At 30.8% G+C, this 24455-nt stretch carries 25 protein-coding genes; 13 read left to right on the forward strand and 12 right to left on the reverse strand.

Annotation, left to right across the window (positions count from 1 at the left end):
- Positions 1-25 precede the first annotated feature (25 nt).
- Positions 26-1243 (reverse strand): LuxR C-terminal-related transcriptional regulator, encoded by a 1218-nt coding sequence (locus B3M86_RS08025; RefSeq protein ID WP_180904660.1) that lies wholly within the window; start codon positions 1241-1243, stop codon positions 26-28.
- A 173-nt stretch (positions 1244-1416) separates the two neighbouring features.
- Between B3M86_RS08025 and B3M86_RS08030 the strand changes: the two genes are divergently transcribed.
- Positions 1417-1944, forward strand: a complete 528-nt coding sequence (locus B3M86_RS08030) for a hypothetical protein (RefSeq protein ID WP_180904659.1) — start codon at positions 1417-1419, stop codon at positions 1942-1944.
- Between the two features lie 29 nt (positions 1945-1973).
- Entirely contained in the window at positions 1974-2471 is a 498-nt protein-coding gene (locus tag B3M86_RS08035) for a hypothetical protein (RefSeq protein ID WP_244957947.1), read from the forward strand.
- A 246-nt stretch (positions 2472-2717) separates the two neighbouring features.
- Here B3M86_RS08035 and B3M86_RS08040 read toward each other — a convergent pair whose 3' ends face one another.
- Both B3M86_RS08040 and B3M86_RS08045 read right to left on the reverse strand, forming a co-directional pair.
- Positions 2718-3767 (reverse strand): acyltransferase family protein, encoded by a 1050-nt coding sequence (locus B3M86_RS08040; protein WP_291076182.1) that lies wholly within the window; start codon positions 3765-3767, stop codon positions 2718-2720.
- A complete protein-coding gene (locus B3M86_RS08045) occupies positions 3767-4372 on the reverse strand; it encodes an IMPACT family protein (protein ID WP_219034897.1) in 606 nt (201 codons plus the stop codon). The genes B3M86_RS08040 and B3M86_RS08045 overlap by 1 nt, the downstream gene beginning before the upstream one ends.
- Positions 4373-4562: 190 nt before the next feature.
- Between B3M86_RS08045 and B3M86_RS08050 the strand changes: the two genes are divergently transcribed.
- A complete protein-coding gene (locus B3M86_RS08050) occupies positions 4563-4931 on the forward strand; it encodes a hypothetical protein (RefSeq protein WP_219034898.1) in 369 nt (122 codons plus the stop codon).
- A 41-nt stretch (positions 4932-4972) separates the two neighbouring features.
- Here B3M86_RS08050 and ribD read toward each other — a convergent pair whose 3' ends face one another.
- The 6 genes from ribD to B3M86_RS08080 are packed head-to-tail and all read right to left on the reverse strand — an operon-like array spanning position 4973 to position 11446.
- The gene (ribD, locus tag B3M86_RS08055; RefSeq protein WP_219034899.1) at positions 4973-6025 is read right to left on the reverse strand and encodes a bifunctional diaminohydroxyphosphoribosylaminopyrimidine deaminase/5-amino-6-(5-phosphoribosylamino)uracil reductase RibD; all 1053 of its coding nucleotides are present in this window, start codon (positions 6023-6025) and stop codon (positions 4973-4975) included.
- Positions 6026-6034: 9 nt separating this feature from the next.
- Complete coding sequence (locus B3M86_RS08060) at positions 6035-7897, reverse strand: DUF349 domain-containing protein (protein ID WP_286495758.1); 1863 nt, start codon at positions 7895-7897, stop codon at positions 6035-6037.
- 54 nt (positions 7898-7951) lie between these two features.
- A complete protein-coding gene (locus B3M86_RS08065; RefSeq protein ID WP_219034901.1) occupies positions 7952-8689 on the reverse strand; it encodes a shikimate dehydrogenase family protein in 738 nt (245 codons plus the stop codon).
- Positions 8686-9363, reverse strand: coding sequence for a VTT domain-containing protein (locus B3M86_RS08070; protein WP_291048985.1), 678 nt, complete (start codon positions 9361-9363; stop codon positions 8686-8688). The genes B3M86_RS08065 and B3M86_RS08070 overlap by 4 nt, the downstream gene beginning before the upstream one ends.
- A 10-nt stretch (positions 9364-9373) precedes the next feature.
- Entirely contained in the window at positions 9374-10684 is a 1311-nt protein-coding gene (gene murA, locus B3M86_RS08075) for a UDP-N-acetylglucosamine 1-carboxyvinyltransferase (RefSeq protein WP_115000020.1), read from the reverse strand.
- Between the two features lie 24 nt (positions 10685-10708).
- Positions 10709-11446, reverse strand: a complete 738-nt coding sequence (locus B3M86_RS08080) for a DUF4290 domain-containing protein (protein WP_038336666.1) — start codon at positions 11444-11446, stop codon at positions 10709-10711.
- Between the two features lie 359 nt (positions 11447-11805).
- On the opposite strand from B3M86_RS08080, the gene B3M86_RS08085 reads away from it, so the two are divergent.
- Positions 11806-12585, forward strand: a complete 780-nt coding sequence (locus tag B3M86_RS08085) for an amidohydrolase family protein (protein WP_286495760.1) — start codon at positions 11806-11808, stop codon at positions 12583-12585.
- On the opposite strand, the gene B3M86_RS08090 is transcribed toward B3M86_RS08085, so the two are convergent.
- On the reverse strand, positions 12497-12913 hold the full coding sequence (locus B3M86_RS08090) for a hypothetical protein (RefSeq protein WP_291048981.1): 417 nt from the start codon (positions 12911-12913) through the stop codon (positions 12497-12499). The genes B3M86_RS08085 and B3M86_RS08090 overlap by 89 nt on opposite strands.
- Before the next feature lie 26 nt (positions 12914-12939).
- Here B3M86_RS08090 and B3M86_RS08095 point away from each other — a divergent pair, with 26 nt between their 5' ends.
- Together B3M86_RS08095 and B3M86_RS08100 are read left to right on the forward strand one after the other, a co-directional pair.
- The gene (locus B3M86_RS08095; protein ID WP_286495762.1) at positions 12940-13137 is read left to right on the forward strand and encodes a hypothetical protein; all 198 of its coding nucleotides are present in this window, start codon (positions 12940-12942) and stop codon (positions 13135-13137) included.
- Positions 13138-13325: 188 nt separating this feature from the next.
- Positions 13326-14252, forward strand: a complete 927-nt coding sequence (locus B3M86_RS08100) for an alpha/beta fold hydrolase (RefSeq protein WP_291076180.1) — start codon at positions 13326-13328, stop codon at positions 14250-14252.
- A gap of 24 nt (positions 14253-14276) precedes the next feature.
- Here the strand turns inward: B3M86_RS08100 and B3M86_RS08105 are convergent, their stop codons facing one another.
- Positions 14277-15953 carry a PNGase F N-terminal domain-containing protein gene (locus B3M86_RS08105; RefSeq protein WP_291076178.1) on the reverse strand — a complete coding sequence of 559 codons (1677 nt, stop codon included), beginning with the start codon at positions 15951-15953 and terminating at the stop codon, positions 14277-14279.
- A gap of 73 nt (positions 15954-16026) precedes the next feature.
- A complete protein-coding gene (locus tag B3M86_RS08110) occupies positions 16027-17193 on the reverse strand; it encodes an acyl-CoA dehydrogenase family protein (protein WP_115000948.1) in 1167 nt (388 codons plus the stop codon).
- A gap of 141 nt (positions 17194-17334) precedes the next feature.
- On the opposite strand from B3M86_RS08110, the gene B3M86_RS08115 reads away from it, so the two are divergent.
- From B3M86_RS08115 to yaaA, 7 genes are all read left to right on the forward strand, one after another.
- Entirely contained in the window at positions 17335-18864 is a 1530-nt protein-coding gene (locus B3M86_RS08115; protein WP_115000947.1) for an aldehyde dehydrogenase family protein, read from the forward strand.
- 12 nt (positions 18865-18876) lie between these two features.
- Positions 18877-20166: an L-lysine 6-transaminase gene (lat, locus tag B3M86_RS08120; RefSeq protein ID WP_291052399.1), complete on the forward strand. Its 1290-nt coding sequence runs from the start codon at positions 18877-18879 to the stop codon at positions 20164-20166.
- Between the two features lie 60 nt (positions 20167-20226).
- Entirely contained in the window at positions 20227-21006 is a 780-nt protein-coding gene (locus B3M86_RS08125; protein WP_291048964.1) for an HAD family hydrolase, read from the forward strand.
- A gap of 144 nt (positions 21007-21150) precedes the next feature.
- The gene (locus B3M86_RS08130) at positions 21151-21903 is read left to right on the forward strand and encodes a GLPGLI family protein (RefSeq protein ID WP_291048962.1); all 753 of its coding nucleotides are present in this window, start codon (positions 21151-21153) and stop codon (positions 21901-21903) included.
- A gap of 6 nt (positions 21904-21909) precedes the next feature.
- Complete coding sequence (locus tag B3M86_RS08135) at positions 21910-22635, forward strand: GLPGLI family protein (protein WP_291076176.1); 726 nt, start codon at positions 21910-21912, stop codon at positions 22633-22635.
- A gap of 14 nt (positions 22636-22649) precedes the next feature.
- Positions 22650-23399 carry a GLPGLI family protein gene (locus B3M86_RS08140; RefSeq protein ID WP_291048958.1) on the forward strand — a complete coding sequence of 250 codons (750 nt, stop codon included), beginning with the start codon at positions 22650-22652 and terminating at the stop codon, positions 23397-23399.
- Between the two features lie 268 nt (positions 23400-23667).
- Positions 23668-24423: a peroxide stress protein YaaA gene (gene yaaA, locus B3M86_RS08145; RefSeq protein ID WP_038336050.1), complete on the forward strand. Its 756-nt coding sequence runs from the start codon at positions 23668-23670 to the stop codon at positions 24421-24423.
- The last annotated feature ends 32 nt before the right edge of the window (positions 24424-24455 follow it).

The raw sequence follows: 24455 nt of genomic DNA on the forward strand, positions 1-24455 counted from the left end.
ACAGTTTTTTGGATATTGCCTTTATTTACAACGAATTACGACTCTCTATTCCTAAAGTATTGTAAATAACCTTCAAATGATATTTCACTGTATTCTCAGAAATATAGAGTTCAGTTGCAATTTCTTTATTTGTAAATCCTTTTTTTACTAATTCGATGATATCCAATTGCCTTTCCGAAAGATTATAATCACTTAAAATGATTTTCTTTTCAACTTGATTTGCATTATTTGAATGATTAATCAAATTAGAAAGTTTATTTCTCATCCGTTCATTTTCATTTTCAACAAGTTTTCTTTTTTCGATGTTTATCTTGTAGAATTTATAAAGAACAATTAATAATATGATCAAAATTGCAGAAATAATAACCAGAAATAGTCGGATATTTTTCTGATTTCGAACTTCTAAATCATTTCGTTTGTTAATGATTTCTCTTTCTAAATTTTGTAATTTTCCACTTTGATTAATTGCATCATAATCGGTTGCAAGATCATTCACAATTAATCTTGTTTTATATGCTTTTTCCCAATCTTCATTCTGAGCATAATACCAAGTAAGAGATTCGTACATATTCAAAATATAAAGTTTTATACCATAATGTTTTGCATAATATAACCCTTTGTTAAAAGCTTCTAAAGCCTTCTTATTGTCTTTTGTTTCTGTATATAAGTGTAAAAGCTTTCTATAAATATTAGGTAAATGTTTGGGAGATTTTTGCTTCAAAATTTTTATCCCTTCCAAATAATCTTTTTCTGCCTGAATATAATTTTTATTTATACTATTCATTGTGCCTATAACAGAAATATAAAAGCCAAACGTTTCGGCATCCAAATATTTTAAATTAGATTTATTTACTTTTTCGAGCAATTCCTCAACCTTATCATATTTTAAATAATCAAATTGGATAAAGATTCGTTCAATCAAAACTCTTGTCTCAACTTCGGATTTGTATTTAGCACTCTTTAAACCATATTTTTCAGCAACGTTTAAATTTTCTTCTGCTTCTGGATAATTTAATAATGTTTTATATGTAAGATATTTTAACAAATACAGATTATATAAATCGTAATTCGTTACGTTTTTAGAATGTATAATACTATCCAATTTGATAATTGATTTATCAAATGAACCAATTTCATTATAAGATGAAATTTCTTTTTTTAGAATTTCGGAATTTATTGTATTTCCTATCCCTACCTGGGTGAAAAATAGAGTAAAGAATATTAAAAGTGTTTTGTTATTCATTTTTATTATATGACTGATATTTAGTAAAGTAACTCAACTACCCATAGGTAGTAATCATTAAACTACCTCATAACTACTCCTGCAAAAGTAGGAATTTAAGTACTGAATCCTAAAATTTGCAAAGAATTTATTTAACACATAAATCTAGTGTTAATAGCTAATTATTTATAAAAATGAAGATTATTTTATCTACTTTATTACTATTGTTGTGTAGTATGGGTTTCTCTCAAAATTTGGATTACAAAAATTTAAAACAATTTATTGGAAATCGAGTAAATGAGTTAGAGGATTTTTATAAAGTTTCTTCTACATCTGTTGAAGATAATTTTGGAAATCAAAAAGTAATGTACAACTCAGTAAAAATTGAACCATATACGTTGAATATTGAGGTAGAAACTGAAGGTAAAAATATAAAACGTATTGTGGTCAAAAATTCTGAAAATAGAACTAGTTTCTTTAAAAATATTGCAGAAGAAATAGAAAAAGAAGCTCCAATTAAGAAAAACTATAAGACGTATTATATTTCTTTAGTTAAGAGCTCAACAAAAAAGAAAATCTATCAAGAATCAATTGATCAATTAATTGATTTATTGAAAAAACCGACCACCAATCTAAAAGAAAATTATGGTTTACTGGAATCTAGTCCTCTAAAAACCACAATTACAATCAACGAAACTGAAAGTATTTTAGAGATCAATTAAAATTAAGTCAATATTTAAAACAATTAACAATGAAAAACATTTTTATTTTAGGATTAGGTCTTATGGCTTCGCTAGCATTTGGACAAGTAGATAAAATTTACAAACATTCTGGTGAGATTATCGAAGGTCAGATTAAGCGTGTAGGAGAATTTACGGTAGAATATACGTATGATGGAGAAGATGCTATACAGTCTTTGAGTAAATATTCTGTTAATAAAGTATTTTACGGGAAAAGTACACGTATTGAAGATGTTTCTGATAAAATTGAAATTACTGACGATAAAGATTGGGGGAAAGTGATTATTTTGGAAGATAAATCTTTGGTTGCAGGTTTGAAAAAAGGAGATGATTTAAAATCTAAAACAGGTATGATTAACTTCAGAACTGGAAATGGAAAAGATGAACGTGCAGAAAAAGTTTTGAAACAACAAGCTGCAGAAGTTAGATGTCCATTTATTCTATTATTATCTGATAAAATGACAGGTAAATCGGCAAAGAAAACAGGAAGCTGTTACAAGTACCAATAATAGGATTACTATAAACTATATAATGTACTATTAATTATTTGACAAATAAGTCGTGGTAGCTCGCGGCTTATTTTCTTTTAAAAAAATGAACAAAGAAATAGTGTATTCACGAAAACGCAAACGAACAACAAATTTTGGTTCGAAAAAAATAAATTACTTAGATATTTTGATTGTTGTTTCAATTATCGTTGTTACAATTTCAATTATAATCAACTATTTGAATTAATTTTCTAGAAATGCTCGCTACTACTTCACTTTATTTTTGATCCACTTCGCAACGGGTTTCTCAAAATATTCAAACGTTAATGCACTTAGAATTAAAGCAATTACAAAATAAATTCCAATTTTCTGGAAATCATTGATTTTAGGTAAATATTGATTTCCATATTTTATCACAATCATATGAATCATGTAAAACGCAAAACTGATTTCACCTAAATAAACCAATGTTTTATGTTGAAGTATTCTCGAAAATAAACCTTTTTGTAATGCAAAAACTAAGACAATTCCAACCATCGGAATCCAATAATAAATTCCGTAACGAAAAGCTCTCGCAACATCATTGTGGAAGTAAAAAAAGATTGCCAAAACTGTAATTGCAGCGATCTCTATTAAAGTTCCTTTCGAAAAATTGATAGGCGTATCTTTTATCTTTTTATAGATTTGACAGGTAATAATTCCTAAAATAAAATCGAAACTGCGAACAATTGGATTGATGTAAAAAATCGCTTTTTCCAATTTCATATTTGTTCTGAAATAAGGTTCTGCAAAAATAATAATCGGAATAATTAGTAATAAAATATATTTCAGTTTCGGGAATTTATGCAACCAAATCACATAAAAAGGAAACATCAAATAGAAAAATAATTCGGTCGAAATACTCCAGGAAACGTTATTAATAGAGAAATAAAAATCTTTTACCGGAATATAAGATTGCAATAAAAATAAGTTCGCACCTGCAATATCCCAATGAAAATAACCTTGCCAAACATTGATGATAACAAATGGTAACATGACACAAAAGGTTAGGACATGAAGTGGATAAATTCGAGCAATTCGCGCGATATAAAACTTCTTTTTATCAAAATTTGGATTGTCGATGACTTTCTTTTCGTAATTAAGCGCTATAACAAATCCGCTTAAAATAAAGAAAAAACCAACACCAAGATAACCTTCGAAAAAGACGTTATTTTTTAGATAATTATACCAAGCTAAATCAGTTTTTACAAACGTTAAATGGCTTAAGAAAACGACAAAAGCAAAGAAAAAACGTAAAGAAGTTAAGCTATTTAGCATTAGTCAATAATTTTAATTTCCATTTGATAATATTCGTCAAACATGCGAATAAATTCTTCCAATTTACTTTCTCTTACTGAAATTGTAAACATACATTTATCAGAAAAATGTTTGTCTTTAATTTCTCCAGAAATCCGATAGACATTGCGTTCTACAATTCCTTGTTGATCATAGTTAAAAACCATTTTCACACGTTTTGAAACAAATTTTTCTACAATATTTGCTTCTTCTAACACAACTTGTGCCGCATATTTATAGGCTTTTACCAAACCAGGAATTCCTAATTTTGTTCCACCAAAATAACGTACAGAAACAATTAAAACATTGGTGATTTCGCTTGATAAAATTTGATTATAAATTGGTAAACCAGCCGAACCATTTGGCTCACCGTCATCATTTGCACGATGATTTTTACCATCTATACCAAGAGCGTACGCGTAACAATGATGATTTGCATCGGGATGAATTTCGCGTAATTGATCCAAATAAATTTTGATGTCATCTTCATTTTCAATTGGATAAGCAAAATTAATAAACTTACTACCCAATTCTTTGAAAATTACATCTTCCACCGCTTTCTCGATTGTACGATAATTGTCCGTCATGTTGTATTGAAAAGTAGCGCAAAGATAGTTTAAATAGTACTTTTAAAGAAAAAAGGTTTTATATTTATGAATGATGAAAAAATTTAATATAAATGAAAGCTTATTTATTTTTATTCATACTAATGTGTTCGAGTATTCTTTTTGCCAGAGTATTTCAAAGAAGGAATTTAAAAGGATCATTAATAATTCAATGATAGATTATAATTATAGAATTATTACAGATAATCAAGATAGTATGTTTTACAAAACTGAAAATCTGAAGATTTATAATAGTTCAATTGGAAAATCTAAATTTCAATTTCGTCGTACAATAGAATTTAGATTTTTGAAAAATAATAAAGTAAATTTAATTGATTGCCAAAATTGTAATGAACCATCATTTTGCTATGTAACAAAAAAACAAAATATTTTTAATTATAAAATTGATAATGTTGGTGGGAAATTAATATTTAAGCTACAAAATAAATTTTATAAAATGAGTTTTCTTGTTGAATCAATAAATAACATAGAATTTGAGAAGAATAAATTTTCTGAAATAATTATTAAACGAAAATTTTAATAAATTCAAATAAATCATAAATAAAAAAAGAACCTTAAAATCTAAGGCTCTTCAATTTCTATTCTATTTTCGAAAATATTTAATTCATCATTCAGAAAACGATGTTTTTCAGTTCGTGTTCCTTTGAGTCGAGGAGCTAAAATTCCTTCATTCCAAATAGTATCCGAGCTCAAAATTCGTGCTTCATCCCACAAATCAGCATCAATAAAATGTCGTATGGTATCACTTCCACCTTCAATAATTAAGGATTGAACATTGTTTTCGTATAAATAATCCATCACTTGTGGCAATATTTTTTGCGTAAAATCTAATTGAACAAGTTCTAAATTTTCTTCAGAACAATTTTCAATCGAATTGAAAATTACAGTAGGTTGTGTTTGATCAAACAAATGGAAACTTCTCGGAATCGCTAAGTTTTTGTCAATCGCAATTCTCAACGGATTATTTCCTTTCCATAATCGTGTGTTAAGTTGTGGATTATCAATCAAAGCGGTGTTTTTTCCAACCAAAATAGCTTGTTCTTCCGTTCGCCATTTATGTACTAACTGTTTTGTATATTGGTTTGTAATCCACAATTGTACATCATCACGCCCCATGTATCCGTCTTCTGTTTGCGCCCATTTTAAGATAATATATGGACGTTTTTTCTGATGAAATGTTATAAAACGCTTATTGAGTTTGATACATTCTTTTTCCAAAACACCAAGCGTTACATCAACACCATTTTTCAACAAACGTAAATAACCTTGCCCATTTACTTTCGCAAAAGGATCTAAAGTTCCAATTATGACTTTTGGAATTTCTTTTTCTATAATCAAATCCGCACAAGGAGGCGTTTTTCCGTGATGCGAACAAGGCTCTAACGTAACATATAACGTAGATTCTTTTAATAATTCTTGATTTTTAACCGAATTAATAGCGTTCACTTCGGCGTGCGGTCCGCCATATTCTGACGTAAAACCTTCGCCTATAATTTTGTTGTTATGTACAATAATAGAACCAACAAACGGATTAGGATATGTTGTTCCTAACCCGTTTGTTGCAATTTGTATACAACGAGCCATATATTGCTCATCGATAGATTGTTGTGTCATGCCTAAAAATTATGCATTAAAATCAATATTGAATAATGTTTTCAGTTTGATTTCTGCTTCAATTAATTTTTTACGTTTATCGTCAATTTGTTTGTAAACGTCTTTTAATAAAGGATTATTCTCATTTGCATTCGAAAAGAAATGTACATTATTATCCAATTGATTGATTTCTTTTTCTAAATCCTCAATTATTTTACGTGTTTTTCTAATCTCGTCATCCAATAAATTTCCATTATTTCCAGATTTTACTTTATTGACAAATGATTTCAACTTATAATCGTTCAATTCATTTTTAGAAAGATTTAAAGCATCTAATTTTTTGTGGTAAACATCTGTAAATTCTTGATTGATTGAAGTTTTTTCTGATGGAACTTTTCCTAAACTTGTCCAATTATGTTGGATTTCTTCTAGTTGTTTCAACGCCTCTTCTTTGTTTTCAGAAATCGTTTGATTTTTGAAATCGTCTAAGAAAGCTTGTTTCTTTTCTAAATTTTGTTCCATTTTTTGATTCGCTTGTTCGTGACGTTTTTTGTAACGATCAAAGAATTGATTACATGTATCTTTGAATTCTTTCCAGATTTTGTCTGAATTTTTTCTTGGAACATGTCCAATTTTTTTCCAATCATTTTGGATTTTTTTAATCACTTGTACAGAAGCATTCCAATCCGTGCTTTCCGTATGTTGTTTTGCAATTTCTAACAAAGCCAATTTCTTTTCAAGATTCAGTTGTTGCTCTGATTTTAGATTTTTATAGAAATCATTTTTGATGTGATTAAATTGTCTTGTCACTTCTTTGAAAGCTTCCCAAGTTGCAGAATTTTTATCTTTCGGAACACGTCCAATTGTGATAAAGTTCTCACGCAAAGAGTTTATTTCAGAAATAGCTTTTTGCCAATCGCCATGCGATTTTGTTGTTGCTTGCTCAGAAATTTCTTTGATACGAGCGATAATTTGATTCTTCTTTTCTAAATTATCTTTTTGCTCTTGTTTTATTTTTTCATTCAATTCCCCTTTACGGTCATGAATTTTATTTGTTAATTCTTTGAATTTTTGCCACGTTGGTTCGCGCAAATCTTCTTGTACAGGGACGGCTTCTTCTTTCCATAAACGATGCAAATATTGCAATTCATTCAAAGCTTTTTGCACGTTTTGCTCTCCAATTAATTCTTCTGCACGTTTAATAATCGATTGACGAACTTCCAGATTATGTGCATAATCCAATGTTTGCAATTCCTTATTCATATCCAAATATGTGTAGAAATTATCTAAGTGGAAAAAATAATTTTTGAATACATTTTCAGCATTTTTGCTCGGAATTCTTCCTGCATTGTGCCAACGAGTTTTTAACTCACGAAATTTCTTGAACATTGCCGCCGAAGAATCACTTGGTTCTTGATACAAGGCTTTCAATTCGTCAATAATTTCTAAACGTTCCTTTAAATTATCAGATTCCTTTTTTTCGTTTTCTTTATGAAAAACTGCTAATTGATTTTTAAAATCGTTGTAAACAGCGTTAAATTTTGCTCTAAAAGATGTTTCGTATTTAAAATCTAATTCATCACCACCTTCACTTAAGAAAGCTTCTTTTTTTGCAGCTTCATCTTCTTCTAATTTAGTTTTGAATGCATCACGAATTTGATTAAAATGCTCGCGAATCTCTTGAACATCATATTTGCTTAATAGATTTTTTGCTTCGTTAATCAAAACATCAAAACTAAATTTTTCGTAATCTTTGAACGAAATATCGCTTATTTTTTCTTGGTTCGTTAACTCTACCGTTTTGTAAGATTCCGTGTTAGAGTCGTTTGTATTTGCAGGTTTAGGTAATTGTTCTCCGTCTGCATTTTGCAGGTTATCCATTTCAGTATTCATAAGAAATTAAGTTTTGTTTCTCAAATCTAATAAAATTTGAGGACAATATCAAGTCTATTTTGTACGATTATTCCAAATTTCCCAAGCTTTTTCGGCTTGTAGAACCAACATTTCGTGACCATTTTTTATTTTGGCTCCATTTTGTTGACCATTTTCTAAAAATTTTGTCAATGGTGGATTGTAAATCAAGTCGTACAATAAATGATTTTCGTTGATAAATTGGTAGGGTAGAAGTGGAGCGATTTCAGTATTTGGAAAAGTACCAGCTGGCGAACAATTCACAATAATTTGATGATTATGAATGATTTCTTTATTTAATTCATCATATGAATAATGATTTTCAGTTTTTGTTCTTGAAACTATTTTATATTCAATTTTCAATAAATCAAGAATATAAAAAACCGCTTTTGCAGCACCTCCATTTCCTAACACCAATGCTTTTTTATGATGAGGTTCTAAAATAGGTTCTATCGAATGATGAAAACCATAACAATCTGTATTATGCCCGATTCGTTTTCCATCTTGTATCAAAACTGTATTAACCGCACCAATTGCTTTAGCTTCTGGTGATAATTCGTCCAAAAATGGAATGATTTCTTGTTTGTAAGGAATTGTAACATTAAAGCCCACTAAACCTTCGGTTTCGAATACTTTTTCTACTTCATCGATTTGCTGTAAATCAAAAACATTGTAGACAGCGTCTACAATGTTTTCGTTTTTAAATTTTTCAGCAAAATAAGATTTAGAAAATGAATAGGAAATATTTCTTCCGATTAATCCAAATTGTCTCATTCTTCTGTTTTATTTTTATTGAATTGAGCTTTCACAATTCGGATAATCAACGGCATATTCGCCAATAATATAATTCCGAAAATGAATTTCTCTAAATTATTTTTTACAATGTCAAACTGACCTAATGTGTGTCCCAAAAGAGAAATAACACCAACCCAAAGTACCGCGCCTATAAAACTATAGGTAATAAATGTGCGATAATTAAGGTTTGTAATACCGCAAATAAATGGAATTATTGTACGAACAACAGGCATAAAACGAGCGATAATAATTGCTTTTTTACCATTTTCGTTAAAAAATTCTGTTGCTTTTTCGATATGTTTCTTTTTAAGAAACCACGAGTCTTTTCGTCCTAAAATCCAGCCACCAAATTTTCGTCCAACATAATAATTTACGTTATCACCAAGAATTGCTGCAACCATCAGTAATGGAATAATATATTCGATATGCAAATGGTTTTGATCATCGCTTGCTGCAATCATTCCAATCGAAAAGATTAGTGCATCTCCAGGTAAAAAAGGCATTAAAAATGACATGATAATTAAGCCTGTTTCAGCAAAAATTATCAAGAATAAAATAGCATATATCCAATAACCGTAATTATTGATAATGTCCATTAATACCTTGTCTGGGCGTTGAACAAAATTAGTGATAAACTCAATAATAGATTGCATTTTTTATTTTTTAAGCTCTAATTATATCAGCTCCAATAGCACGTAAACGTACATCGATATCTTCATAACCACGGTCAATTTGATCGATATTATGAATAACAGTTTTTCCTTTTGCAGAAAGGGCAGCTATCAATAAAGACATACCAGCACGAATATCTGGAGAAGTTAATTCGGCTCCTTTTAAAGGAGTTTCGTGATTAAGACCAATAACAGTTGCGCGATGTGGATCACATAAAATAATTTGCGCTCCCATATCAATTAATTTATCCACGAAGAATAAACGAGACTCGAACATTTTTTGGTGGATCAAAACGCTTCCTTTTGCTTGAGTGGCAATTACCAAGATAATTGATAATAAATCTGGTGTAAATCCTGGCCAAGGCGCATCAGAAATTGTTAAGATAGAACCGTCAATAAAACGCTCGATTTCGTAATGTTCTTGTGCTGGAATATAGATGTCGTCATCACGACGCTCTAATTTGATTCCTAATTTTTTGAACACATCTGGAATAACACCTAAATTCTCCCACGAAACATTTTTGATTGTTAATTCAGATTTTGTCATGGCAGCTAAACCAATCCATGATCCAATTTCAATCATATCTGGTAAACATGTATGTTCAGTTCCGCCTAACTTCTCAACTCCTTCAATCGTTAAAAGATTCGAAGATATTCCAGAAATTTTAGCACCCATTCGGTTCAACATTTTACACAATTGTTGAATGTAAGGCTCACATGCAGCGTTGTAAATAGTTGTTGTTCCTTTTGCTAAAACTGCAGCCATAATAATATTTGCAGTTCCTGTTACAGAAGCTTCTTCCAATAACATATAAGAACCTTGCAATCCGTTTTCGTCTACTTCTACACCGTAGAAATCTTCGTCTGGATTGAAGCGATATTTTGCTCCTAACGCAAAGAAACCTTCGAAGTGCGTATCTAAACGACGACGCCCAATTTTATCTCCTCCAGGTTTCGGCATAAAAGCTTCTCCGAAACGAGCTAAAAGTGGTCCCATTAACATGATTGATCCACGTAATGCAGCACCATCTTTACGAAATTGTTTTCCTTTTAAATAATCTAATCGTAATTCGTCGGCTTGGAAAGTAAAATCTCCTTTTCCATTTTTTTGTGTTTTTACGCCTAAATCACCCAAAATTTCAATCAAACGATTGACATCTCGGATGTCTGGAATATTTTTAACACGAACTTGTTCATTGGTTAATAAAACCGCACATAAAATTTGTAGTACTTCATTTTTAGCACCTTGCGGAGTAATTTCTCCTTTCAAAGGTTTCCCTCCCTTTATTTGAAATGTAGCCATTTAGTTGTATTAAATAGTTTTGATTTAACCTTTATTGTTTCGAACGTTTTGGTTTCGATTGTTGTTATTTTGATTATTTCGGTTATTGTTGTTTTGACGATTATTCGAATTTTGGTTATTATTTCGATTGTTGTTATTTTGATGATTACGATTATTGTTTTGGTAACTTCTATTGTTTTGATTGTTGTTTGAATGATTATTATTCGAATTTAAACGATCAGGAGAAACCAAATGATCATCAACTTTTCTCAAATCAATTTTACCATCAGATAATTCGTACAAATGATTAAAAATAACTTGATCATCAACAGTATCTTTATTCCAAAGTAAATAACATTTTTTCATGTGATTGGCAATCGCAAAGTACAAACCTTCGCGTTTTTCGCCTTCTTCCCACGTTACAGCAACATCAATCATTTTACGAATATTGTTTCCGTAATATCTGTATTTATAGATGCTTTTTGGATATTCTACTTTATTTGGTTTACTATTTACCGTATCTTTTTTTGTCGGAATTGGATAAGGAGATTTTACATCCAAATCAAATTCTGCCATGATAAAAAGTTGATCCCAAAGTTTATGTTGAAAATCTGGTACATCGCGCAAGTGAGGATTTAATTCTCCCATTACTTCAATTATAATTTCGGCAAATCCGTTGCGTTCTGTTTCGTCTGTTATTGTTTTACAATGATTTACCATTTCTTGAATATGACGACCATATTCTGGAATAATCAATTGCGAACGAAGTGTATTATATTCCATTAAATTTTCTAATGTATTGGTTACAAATTTACAAAATTCTATCCGATTATTTGGGTAGAAAAGGTGTATTGATTGCTAATTTTTTATTAAATTTTATTCCTTAAAAAACGATTATAGTCGGAAGAAGATAAGCCGTAAAACAAGATTTTGTCTATTTAATTCAAAACAGTTAAAAATCTTTATCACCAAGGAAAATTAAGTTAAAACCTTTTGGTTGTCAACAAATATAGTATTTTCTTTTAATAAAAAGTAAATTTGGGTTTTTGTTTGAATGATTTAAATGAATATATTTTTAATTTAAACTTTATCCTCAAATTACACGCATTCAACGTATCTTTAGGGCAATTAAACAATAAATTATGAAAATAAAGTCGATAATAGCACTTTTTTTTCTCGCTACCACTTTTACTTTTGCTCAAACAAAACAGATTTTAATTGAAAATGTTAGAATTTTAGATCATCAAACTCAAGCATTAACATCGCCGATGAATGTTTTGGTTTCTGGGCAAAAAATTGAAAAAATTAGTTCTGCAAAAATTTCTTCACCTAATCAAGACGTTGTAAAAATTAATGGAGGAGGAAAAACGTTGATGCCAGGTTTGATAGATGTTCATGTACACATGGTATTTGGTTCATTGACGATGGCGCAAATGATGTCGCCAGATATGTCCGAAGAAATGTTAATGAATAAGGTTGGCGAAGCTTCCCACAAAATGTTGATGCGTGGTTTTACGAGTGTTCGTGATGCTGGTGGGCCAATTTTTCCCTTGAAATTAGCCATCGATAAAGGTAAAGTTGCAGGGCCTAGAATTTGGCCTTCGGGTGCAACGATTAGTCAAACAGCTGGTCACGGAGATTTTAGAACTCCTGATGAACGTTCGCGTCGTTTTTTTGGTAAAGCATCTCGTGCAGAGGAATTAGGAGCTACTTTTATTGCTGATGGAAGAGATGAAGTTTTGACTGCAACAAGAGAGAATTTACGTTTTGGTGCGAGTCAAATCAAATTAATGGCAGGTGGAGGAACGTCTTCTGCTTATGATCCGATTGATGTTACACAATATACTTTTGACGAAATGAAAGCTGCAGTTGATGCTGCTGAAGATTGGGGAACGTATGTAATTCTCCATTATCTTGCGTAACCATCTTTAAAATTTCGGCATTTGTAAACCATTTTTGAAGACGTAATATGTAACTATTTTGATCATCATTCAACTCAGGTTCAAACAAGAAATCCGTTCCCCATGCAAGCTTCACACCAAGTTTTTTTGCTAAAGGCCAAACTTTATCTTGACCATCCAAAACTGGTTTACGTTTTTCTTTTCGCTGCTCGTCCATGTTTTCATTATTATCCATCAAATTTTGAAGGCTTAACCAAACTCCTTTTTTGGCAAGAATTTTTAATGTTTCTTCATCTAACATTTGACCATGCTCAATTGACTTCACTCCTGCTTCCACAGCACGTTGCATAGCTCTCGGCGTATAGGCATGTACCATTGTTGCAATTATCTGGTTTAAGAAGTCCATATCCAGGGAAATTAGGCGTTGTTGAAGAACAAGCTTTAGCCGATTTGATTTTGGTTGATGGAAATCCGTTGAAAGATTTATCATTAATTGCTAATCCTGATAAAAATTTTTTAGTGATTATTAAAGATGGACAGATCTATAAGAATACAATTAAAACTAAAAAGTAAAATTATCGTACATCATAAAAAAAACGAGGTTAATTTTTATTTTACCTCGTTTTTTTAGTTGTAAAAATTAGAAATTTTAGATCTTATTTATTAGCTTGAAATTTGTTGAAAAAGTCAATGGTTTATTTATAAAAAATATTGATTTTGAATGAGTAAAACTGTAAATTAATAATTAAATCTTAATAAAAATGTCAATACTAGAAAATATTTATTATAGAGTAATTCTTCCAGAAAATGAGATTAAAGCTACGTTTCTTATTGTCCATGGTATGCAAGAACATAGTGGGCGATATGAAAATTTTGCAAAGTATTTGGCTGACAAAGGAATTCTAGTTTTGTTATATGATCATTTAGGACATGGAAAAACAGCTAAAATAGAAGAAGATTACAGTTTTTTCTGCTTAGATAATCCAAAAGAAAATTTAATAAATACGGCAAAAGAGTTAGCTAATTTGTTAGAGAATGAATACCCTTTATTACCACATTTTATTTTGGGGCATTCAATGGGATCGTTTATAACACGTTGCCTACTTCAAGAATATGGAGACCACTTTGATGGTGCTATAATTATGGGAACAGGAGGTAGAATTCCTGGAATTAAATTATTGAGTAGTTTTTTAAGTCTTCTAAATAAATTGATTCCTCATAAAAGAAGTCAATTACTTAATACTATTTTTTCAAAATCGAATAATAAACATTTTCAAAATGAAGAAAATTTTCATGAGACTAATTGGCTTAGTTTAGATGAGTTAAATCGTTTAAATTTTCTGAAAGATCCTCTTTGCGGAATACCTTTCACTGTTAACGGTTTTTATACTTTGATTAATTTAAATATACAAGCAACAAAAAAGAATTGGGCAAAAGCTATACCGCAATCTTTACCTATTTATTTTGTGAGTGGAGCAGATGATCCAATTGGTGATTTTGGTAAAGGAGTTTTGCAATCGTATAAAGATTTAAAGCAAAATGGATTTCAACATGTAACAATGAAATTATATCCAAACTTGAGACATGAAATATTGAATGAATCTATCAAAGATGAAGTATATCAAGATATTGTAGATTGGTTAACGGTTTTGATAAATCATAAAAAAATAGAGCAAAAAGACGTTTAATAAATCTTTTTGCTCTAAAAAAAACTATTCTCCTAAAAGAACACCAGAAACATTCCAATAACTGAAACTATTTCCTTCAGGTTTTCCTTGCGGAATTTTCACTTGTATGCTATGTTTTCCAGCTTTCAAATCTCCTAAATTAATAAAATATGGATTTGTAATTGTTCCTGGACACCAATTAGAACGGCTATAATCGGATGATGACAAACCATTATCAAAATTACCAGAAGCTGGATTGTAAGCGCGATAAGAACCACAATCTTGTCTCCAAGGAACTATATTAAATACTTTTTGTCCATCAAGAAAAATACTATTTTCTTTTGGAACAAACTCATCTCCATTTTCCCAACCGCCATGTCCAGTTGTTGTAAATCTTAATTTAGCATTGTTGTAATCTTCTTTCAGCGTGAATTCTACCGTAAAACCATTCGGATTTTCGAATAAAGTAGGGTATTCTTGTCCAGCCATTTCCATCACATTTGCAGTGTTGAAAATTGGTAAAGCCTTTTTAATTGGCATTGTTGTAGAACCTGATGGATGAACAGAAATATTGGCAGAAATAATATGTCCGCCTTGATCATAATTTCCAATAAAGAAACCGATTAAAACCTCTTGATTAGATAATAAACCTTGGAATTCTGTGATTTCTTGACGATATTTTGCTTCGGTTTCCCAAGTTTGATTTTTTAATTGAATATGATTGAATTTTTTGATTCCAAAAGGTGTGAAAAATCGCATTAATTCTATCGTTGGTGAATAATTTTCAGTTAAAAAATAACCTTGATATTTTTTATTATTTGCTGATGTATAAATTGGTAATTGATTGATTCCTTTTTGTAAACCATCCATAAATGTAATTTTAGAATCACGTGGAATCAAAAATACAGAACCTGTTCTATCGTAAGCATCACCATTTGATTGTTGCGAAACATTTAAGAAAACTTGGCTTCCTACTTTAATTTGAGGAATTTTAATTTTTCGAATTACAACAGTTCCATTTGCAAAGCGATAAATTGAATCATTTGACGAAAAATCTTTACTAAAATTAACTTGTTGATGTGATAAAAGCGGAATATCGACAAATTTACTTTTCCAAATAATATCTTTATATGTCAATAAATCAACTCGATTTTGATGCAATTCTTTTTGAATAAATTGACTTGGAATCAAATCTTTTTCACGTTCTATTTTTGAAGCTCGAATGGTTGAATTATTATTTCGAGTAAGTTCTAAAACAAACCCCAAATTCATTCCAACCATTGTTGGTGAGGCATTCAAATCCATATTGTCAACAAACCAAACGTCTATTGTATTCGAATTGATATTTGTCGTCGCCTTTTTACAACGTAAACCTAAAATTCGTTTCGTTTCTTTAGAAATTGTGAAAACAGATTTATTAAACGCAACCGAATCATTTGTAATGATAGAATTAGTCGGATCAAATTGTGTAATCAAGGAAATAATTGATGGATTTGTTTTGGTATAATAAAACATTTCATCAGGATAATTTGATGAATAACTAAAACTTTGTTGCTTTCCAATAACTGTTTCTTTTGTATTAGCAATAACTTGTATGGGGTTATTTTCTTCGACTTTTTTTCCATTCGAAAAGCGTTCATACGTAATTTTGTAGGTTTCCTGCGCATCAAGAATAATAGCCTGAATACAAAAAATAATAAGTAGAATTGATTTCAATTTCATGTGTGATAAAATAAAAAAGGTTTACAAACGAATTGTAAACCTATAAAATTATCTGATTGTATGGAAAAATATCTTACACAAAAGCATTAATTCCTGTCACATCTGCGCCAGTTATTAGTAAATGGACATCATGTGTTCCTTCGTAAGTGATTACAGACTCAAGATTTGCAGCATGTCGCATCATAGGGAAATCGCCTACAATTCCCATTGCACCAATGATTTGTCGTGACTCTCTCGCAATATCGATAGCCATTTTTACATTATTTCGTTTTGCCATTGATATTTGTTCAGGCGTTGCTTTATTTTCGTTTTTCAGTGTTCCTAATCGCCAACATAACAACTGAGCTTTCGTTATTTCTGTAATAAATTCAGCTAATTTTTTCTGCTGTAATTGATAAGAAGCAATCGGTTTTCCAAATTGTGTTCGTTCTAATGAATATTTTAAAGCTGATTCGTAACAATCAATTGCAGCACCAATTACACCCCAAGAAATTCCGTATCTAGCAGAATTTAAACAAGATAATGGTCCGCGTAAACTACTCACTTCTGGTAAAATTTGAGATTCTTCAATCTTCACATTTTCGAAAACTAATTCACCTGTTTTTGAAGCTCTTAATGACCATTTATTCAAAGTTTCTGGTGTTGTAAAACCTTGCATACCGCGTTCTACAATTACACCACGAATTTTTCCTTCTTCATCTCTTGCCCAAACAACTGCAATATCACAAATTGGTGAATTTGTAATCCACATTTTTGCTCCATTTAAGATATAATGATCACCATTTTTTGTTAAACGAGTTTCCATTCCGCCTGGATTTGAACCATGATTTGGTTCAGTTAATCCAAAACTTCCAACGAATTCTCCTGAAGCTAATTTTGGTAAATATTTGCGTTTTTGTTCTTCTGATCCAAAAGAAAAAATTGGATACATCACTAACGAAGATTGTACTGATGCAGCAGAACGAACAGCCGAATCGCCGCGTTCTAATTCTTGCATGATTAATCCGTACGACATTTGATCCAAGCCTGCACCTCCATATTCTTCAGGAATATAAGGTCCTAAAGCACCAATTGCACCTAATTTTTTCATTAAATCTGGAATATCTTTATGATGTTGCGCGGCATCATCTATCACAGGTTTTATTTCGTTATCCACAAAATCTCGAACAGATTGACGAATTAATTTATGTTCTTCGGTTAATAAATCATCAATCTTAAAATAATCTGTAGTTGAATTCATTTTATGCGGTTTTATTTTATTAAATCTAACGATTATTCATTAAATTAAAAATTATTCTGAATAATATTTATTAAAAATTTTAATTTATGAAACTTTTGACTAATTTAGGTAAAAGTTAAAAACACAAAATAACACAAAAAAATGATAGAAAACGAATTAAAAGAATTAGGTATTTCTTCCGAAAATCTTGGAACATCAACAGGAAATACTTGGTTTGGAAAAGGTGAAGAGCTTTCTTCTTACTCGCCAGTAGATGGAAAATTGATTGGAAAAGTAAAATCATCAACAAAAGATGATTATGAAGAAGTGATAAAAGAGGCACAAGTTGCTTTCAAAGAATGGCGAATGGTTCCTGCTCCGAAACGTGGAGAAATTGTGCGTCAATTTGGAGATAAACTTCGTGAGAAAAAAGCTTCCTTGGGAAAATTGGTTTCGTACGAAATGGGAAAATCCTATCAAGAAGGTTTGGGTGAAGTGCAAGAAATGATTGACATCTGTGATTTTGCAGTTGGATTATCGCGTCAATTATATGGTTCGACAATTCATTCGGAAAGACCTTTGCATCGCATGTACGATCAATATCATCCGCTTGGAGTTGTCGGCGTTATTTCTGCCTTCAACTTTCCAGTTGCTGTTTGGTCTTGGAATACGTGTTTAGCGATGGTTTGCGGTGATGTTGTTGTTTGGAAACCAAGTGAAAAAACGCCTTTATGTGCAGTTGCATGTCAGCATATTTTAGCAGAAGTTTTAAAAGCAAATAATATTTCAGAAGGAGTTTCTTCTTTGGTGATGGGCGATAAAACAATTGGAGAATTGATTGCACAAGATTCCCGTGTGGCTTTGGTTTCTGCAACAGGTTCTACGCGAATGGGAATTGAAGTGAATAAAGTTGTTGCAGCTCGTTTGGGTAAAACAATTTTAGAATTAGGTGGAAATAATGCGATTATTGTTACACCAGATGCTGATCTAAAAATTATGTTGACTTCGGCTGTTTTTGGTGCAGTTGGTACGGCTGGACAGCGTTGTACAACAACAAGGCGTTTGATTGTTCATGAATCGATTTATGATAAAGTAAAAGAATCGTTAGTAAATGCTTACAAACAGATAAAAATAGGTAATCCGTTGGATATAGCAAATCATGTTGGACCGTTGATTGATAAACATGCGGTTGAAATGTATTCAAAAGCATTAGAAAAAATTAATGAAGAAGGAGGAAAGATTATCGTTGAAGGAGGAATTTTAGAAGGAAATGGTTTTGAAAGCGGTTGCTATGTAAAGCCTGTTATTGCTGAGGTTGAGAATCATTTTGATATTGTTCAACATGAAACTTTTGCTCCAATTTTATATTTAATCAAATATTTTGGAGATGTGTTAAATGCAATTGAAATTCAGAATAATGTGGCACAAGGTTTATCGTCTTCTATTATGACAAATAATCTTCGTGAAGCTGAATTATTCTTGAGTCAGCAAGGCTCTGATTGTGGAATTGCAAATGTAAATATCGGAACTTCTGGAGCTGAAATTGGCGGCGCTTTCGGTGGAGAAAAGGAAACTGGAGGTGGGCGTGAGTCAGGTTCGGATGCTTGGAAAGCGTATATGCGACGACAAACGAATACAATTAATTATTCGACAGAAGTGCCATTGGCGCAAGGAATTAAGTTTGATTTTTAAAAATTTACAGAGATGAGTACAGTACACGAAAGATTAGCAAAACATATATTGGCAGATGGATATCCGATTGTAATGGATATGGATAAGTCGCATGGATCCTATGTTGTAGACGAAAATGGCATTGAATATTTGGATTTATTTTCAATGTTTGCTTCGACTGCGATTGGTTATAATCATCCACATTTGATGGCGAAAATAGATTTTTTAGGTCGAAATGCAGTCAATAAACCTGCGATGTCAGACATTTATACAAAAGATTACGCCGATTTAATTGATACATTTGAGCGTGTAGCGATGCCGAAAGAATTGCAATATTTATTTTTTATTTCTGGTGGAACATTGGCAGTAGAAAATGCATTGAAAACGGCTTTTGATTGGAAAACAAGATTAAACTTTTCGAGAGGAATTGAGAAAGAAGCAAGTGATGTTATTCATTTTAAACAAGCTTTTCATGGGCGTTCTGGTTATACATTATCGCTAACGAATACGAAAGATCCTCGTAAATACGAATATTTTCCAAAGTTTGATTGGCCAAGAATTGAAAATCCAAAACGAATTTATCCTGTTACAGAAGATAATTTATGCAAGGTTGTTGAGGCTGAAAAACGTGCGATTGAACAAATTGAAAATGCTTTAGAAACACGCAAAAATAAAGTTGCTTGTATTATTATTGAGCCGATTCAAGGTGAAGGAGGAGATAATTATTTTCGAAAAGAATTCTTTCAGAAATTGAGAGAAATTTGTGATAGAGAAGAGATTTTATTGATTTTTGATGAGGTACAAACAGGAATGGGAATGACTGGTAAAATGTGGGCTTTTCAGCATTATGATGTGATTCCTGATGTGATTTCGTTTGGAAAGAAAACACAAGTTTGTGGAATTTTAGCGAATAAAGAAAAGTTAGATCAAATTCCGAATAATGTTTTCAAGGAATCAAGCCGTATTAATTCGACTTTTGGTGGAAATTATATCGATATGTTGCGTTTCAAATTAATTTTAGAAGTGATTGAACAAGAAAAATTAGTTGAAAATGCGGAAGAGAAAGGAAAATATATTTTATCAAAATTGAATGAAATCGCAAAAGAAACGAAGAAAATTCATTCGATTCGTGGATTAGGATTGTTCATTGCGTTTGATTTTTCATCAGATTTGGATCGTTCAGAATTCATCAAAACATGTTTCGAAAATCATATGATTATTCTTCCTTGTGGTGAAAACTCGGTGCGAATGCGTCCTCATCTCAATATTTCCGAAGAAGATACCAATAAAGCAATAGAAATTATTAAATTAGCATTAAAATAAACAGCAAAAGCAACCAAACAAAGGTTGCTTTTTTAATTTTGTAAAAGATAAAACTAAAGTATGATAGATTCTTTTTTCTTCGATTTTGACGGAACATTACAAGGTTTTGAAAACCATGAAATCAGTGATTCGACAATCGAAGCGTTGAAATTATTGAAACAAAAAAACAAAAAAATATACATCGCAACAGGACGAAATATGGTGGATATGCCTGAGCATATTTTTGATTATGGTTTTGATGGTTACATCAATAATAATGGAGGAATGTGCTCCGACGAAAACCGTCAATCATTTTTTGTAGATTACATCAACCCTAATGATATAGAGGCTTTGTTACAATATGATGATGAAAATCCTTTCTCATTTTCGTATATGACGAAAGAAGCGTTTAGTATCAATCGTGTGAATGAGAATGTAGAAAAATCGTTTGCTTATTTTGGAATGGAACTTCCAGAAGTGGTTGATCCTCGAACTTTGCCGAAAGATAATATTATGCAAATGAATTTTTTTGTGAACGAAGAACAAGAAGATTATTTGATGAAAAATGTGTTGACAAACAGTGTAGGAACACGTTGGATAGAATATTTTGCTGATATAAATCCGAAAAATATTAGTAAAATGCGTGGAATAGAGCGAATGGCTGAACGCGATAATTTAGATTTAACTAAAACAATGGCTTTTGGTGATGGTGGTAACGATATTAGTATGTTGAAAGGTTGTAAAATAGGCGTAGCAATGGGCGATGCGAAAGAGAATGTTCGTGAAGCGGCTGATTATTATACAACTTCTGCAGATAATCACGGAATATGGAATGCACTGAAACATTTTGAGGTAATTTAGAAACTTATTTTAATTTTTAGAAAAAAAATCCAGCCTAAGTTGGATTTTTTTTCTTTTCACAATGTTGTGTTAATTACGCATTCTATTGTTGTAGAATTAAAAAATAAAAATTATTTTAGAGTATTAATTAAAAACTACAATATAATGAAACAATTATTACTAGCTGGATTTTTACTTTTTTCGAATTTTGGTTTTGGGCAAGAAAAGCTTATTGTCGATTATAAATATGATATAAAGCATGATGAAGAAAAAATAAAGGAGTTTGAAAGAGAGCAAGCACAAAAAGGAGGAGGTACAATAAAAATTGGAGGGTCTCCAAATATTTATTATCAATTAGAATATAGTGATCATCAGTCCGTTTACAAAAAAATAGAAACCATTAATAATGATCAAAATGGTAGCTCTATGGGGGCTTTTTCAATTAATATTGGAGGAGAATATAAAGCTTTGATTAATGAAACAAGTAAGAAAGAGTTTCGTCAAGAAGTCGTTTTAGATAAACAGAATTTTATTGTGGTTACGCCATATAAAGACTATGAATGGAAAATTACAGATATTGAAGATACGATTTTGGGTCACAAAGTAAAAAAAGCTATTGGTAATGATAAAGGCAAGCAAATAGCAGCTTGGTTTGCACCAGATATTAAGGTTGATGCAGGACCAAATCAAGTGAATGGATTGCCAGGTTTGATTCTGAAAACGGTGAGCGAAACGGGTGGTAAATTTGGTTCGATTATGACTTATGAAGCGGATAAAATTACCTTAAATCCTAAGAAAATGTCTAAAACTAAACCTATGAAAGGTGAAGAAATAACACAAGAAGATTTTAAAAAATTGCAAGATGAATCTCGTCAAAAAATGAGAGAATCTTTTTCAATAGGAGTGGATAAAAAATAATTTTGAATGAAATATTTAGTAATTTTTATAAGCCTTTTTTCTATTGTGTTACAAGCACAAGATGCATTAGAAATTGAATACGAGGAGGTTTCTATTTCTCGTCTTTTTGGGAAGGATGGAAAGGAAGAAAAATTGGGTGATGATTTTATAAAAGCACTTTCTGTTCCAAAAAATTATGTACTACAAATAGAAAAAGGAAAAAGTGTTTTTTCTAAGATTGAGAAAATTAATAATTCTCAAGGGAATGCGTTAGTTACGATGTATGGTATTTTTTCGTATAATTTTGAACAAGATTTCAATCAAAATAAAATGAAACAAGAATGGATGATAGAGAATAAAAAATACCTTGTAACTGATACCATTTCGACACATTATAAATACGAATTAACGCAAGAAAAATCGACTTATTTGGGTTTTGATGTTAAACAAGCAGTTGTAAAATATAATGACAATAATAAATCAATCATTTGGTACGCACCAAGTTTACCCAAACGTTTTGGTCCAAAAGAATTTATTAATCTTCCAGGTCTGGTATTAAAAATAGAATCTATTCGAAATGGAATTATTGATCCATCTTATTCTTTGAAAGCAACTTCTGTTACAACAAAAGATCATTTAGAATTTAAGAAATTATTCAAGGCTAAGGAAATTTCTAAAGCCGAATTTGAAAAGCTGAAAGCTGATTATAACCAACAAAGTTCGAATGAACACCAAGGTGTAGATAAAGATTAACCTAAATAAAAATTATGAAAAAATTATTATTGATTGTATTAAGCAGCTTATGTTATTTTGCAAATGCGCAAGATGTTTTAGAGGTAGAATATGATGTATATACAGTATATGACGCAAGTAAAACTCAAGGTTCAGTTACAATTGACAACCGAAAATTAAGTAGAGATGAAACGATTAGATACTTTACTGAACAAATGAAAATTCCTAAACCTTATATTTTAATAACAAATAAAACGGCTTCTAATTATAATCAAAAACCAACACTAAATAGTGGAAATTCAGTAAGCTACAGTAGTAATCAAGGAAATGGATTATATTACAAAAACTTACTTGAAAACTTTTATATGCACGAATCGGTTGGCTTTGGGATGGATCGAATTATCAAAGATTCTATTCCTAAAATTAATTGGACTATAACGCGCGACAAGAGAAAAGTCTTAGGCTTTGATGTTCGTAAAGCAACTGCAAAAATCAATAAAGAAGAGTTTACAGCTTGGTTTGCTACTTCTTTGTCTTTTCCTTCGGGACCTGATAAGTATATGGGATTACCTGGTTTGATTTTAGAATTAGAAAGAAAAACGAACGACGATGCTGATATGGTTATTACTTATAATGCAACATCTGTAAAAGAAGCTAAGAAAAATGTAACAATAAATCAACCAAAGAAAGGGAAAATTGTTGATTTCAAAACGTATAAAGCAGAAATGGATGCTTTTTTTAAGAAACAACAAGAAATGAATAGCCAAGGAGTAGATAAAGATTAAGTTTATAGTATAGAGAACAATAAATAAATCAACCAAAGGAAAACAGATAAGTCAGTCAGATTTCGAAAAAATGATTGACGAAGAAAACCGAAAATTTAATTAAATCCTTTTTGATATTAATTAATAGTTATTTATAATCTGTGAATATTTTTAATCAATATAATTACACTTTTTCTAAAGCAAACAATTCTTATCTTTGTTAAAGAAGAGTTGAATTAGATTTTATTCTAACAGAATACTTTTTTTATTAATTAAGATTTTTTGATACATGAAAATATTACTTTCGCCAGCGAAGATGATGAATTTGGAAACGAATGCTAAATGGAGAGCAACAACACCTCAATTTTTAGAACATTCGCAAAAAATTATGGATGTTATGAAAGAGATGAGTACAACTGATCTTGAAAAATTAATGAAAATTTCGAAAGATATTGCAGAAATGAATGTGGAGCGTAATCAGGTTTGGAATGTTAAACCTACTGCGAAACAAGCTATTCCAGCAGCTTTAGCTTTCAAAGGTGAAGTGTATAGAGGTTTGAATGCTGAGACGTTAAACGACGAAGCACTTGATTATTTCAATAAACATGCATTTTTGTTATCTGGGCTTTATGGAATGTTGCGTCCTTCGGATAAAGTAATGTTGTATCGCTTGGAAATGGGTTCGAAATTAGATGTTCATGGTTCGAAAAATTTGTATGGTTTTTGGAAAGAAATTTTGACACCTTTTCTAAATTCGAAACTAAAAAAAGGAGAATTTATCTTAAATTTAGCAAGTAATGAATATGCTAAAGTTTTGGATAAAAAATCGTTAAAAGTTCCGATGATTGATGTAGAGTTTCAAGATTACAAAAACGGTGAATTGAAAAAAATCATGATGTATTTTAAACATGCTCGTGGTGCAATGGCGCGTTATTGTGCAGAAAATAAAGTTGAAACTTTGGATCAAGTGAAAGCATTTGACGTGGATGGTTATCGTTTTGATGAGAACCTTTCTACCGAAGAAACTTTGGTATTTACAAGATAATGACTAAAAAAAATAATAACTTGAAGACTGCT

The organism is Empedobacter sp. UBA6305, assembly GCF_002440405.1.
Taxonomy (GTDB): domain Bacteria; phylum Bacteroidota; class Bacteroidia; order Flavobacteriales; family Weeksellaceae; genus Empedobacter; species Empedobacter falsenii_B.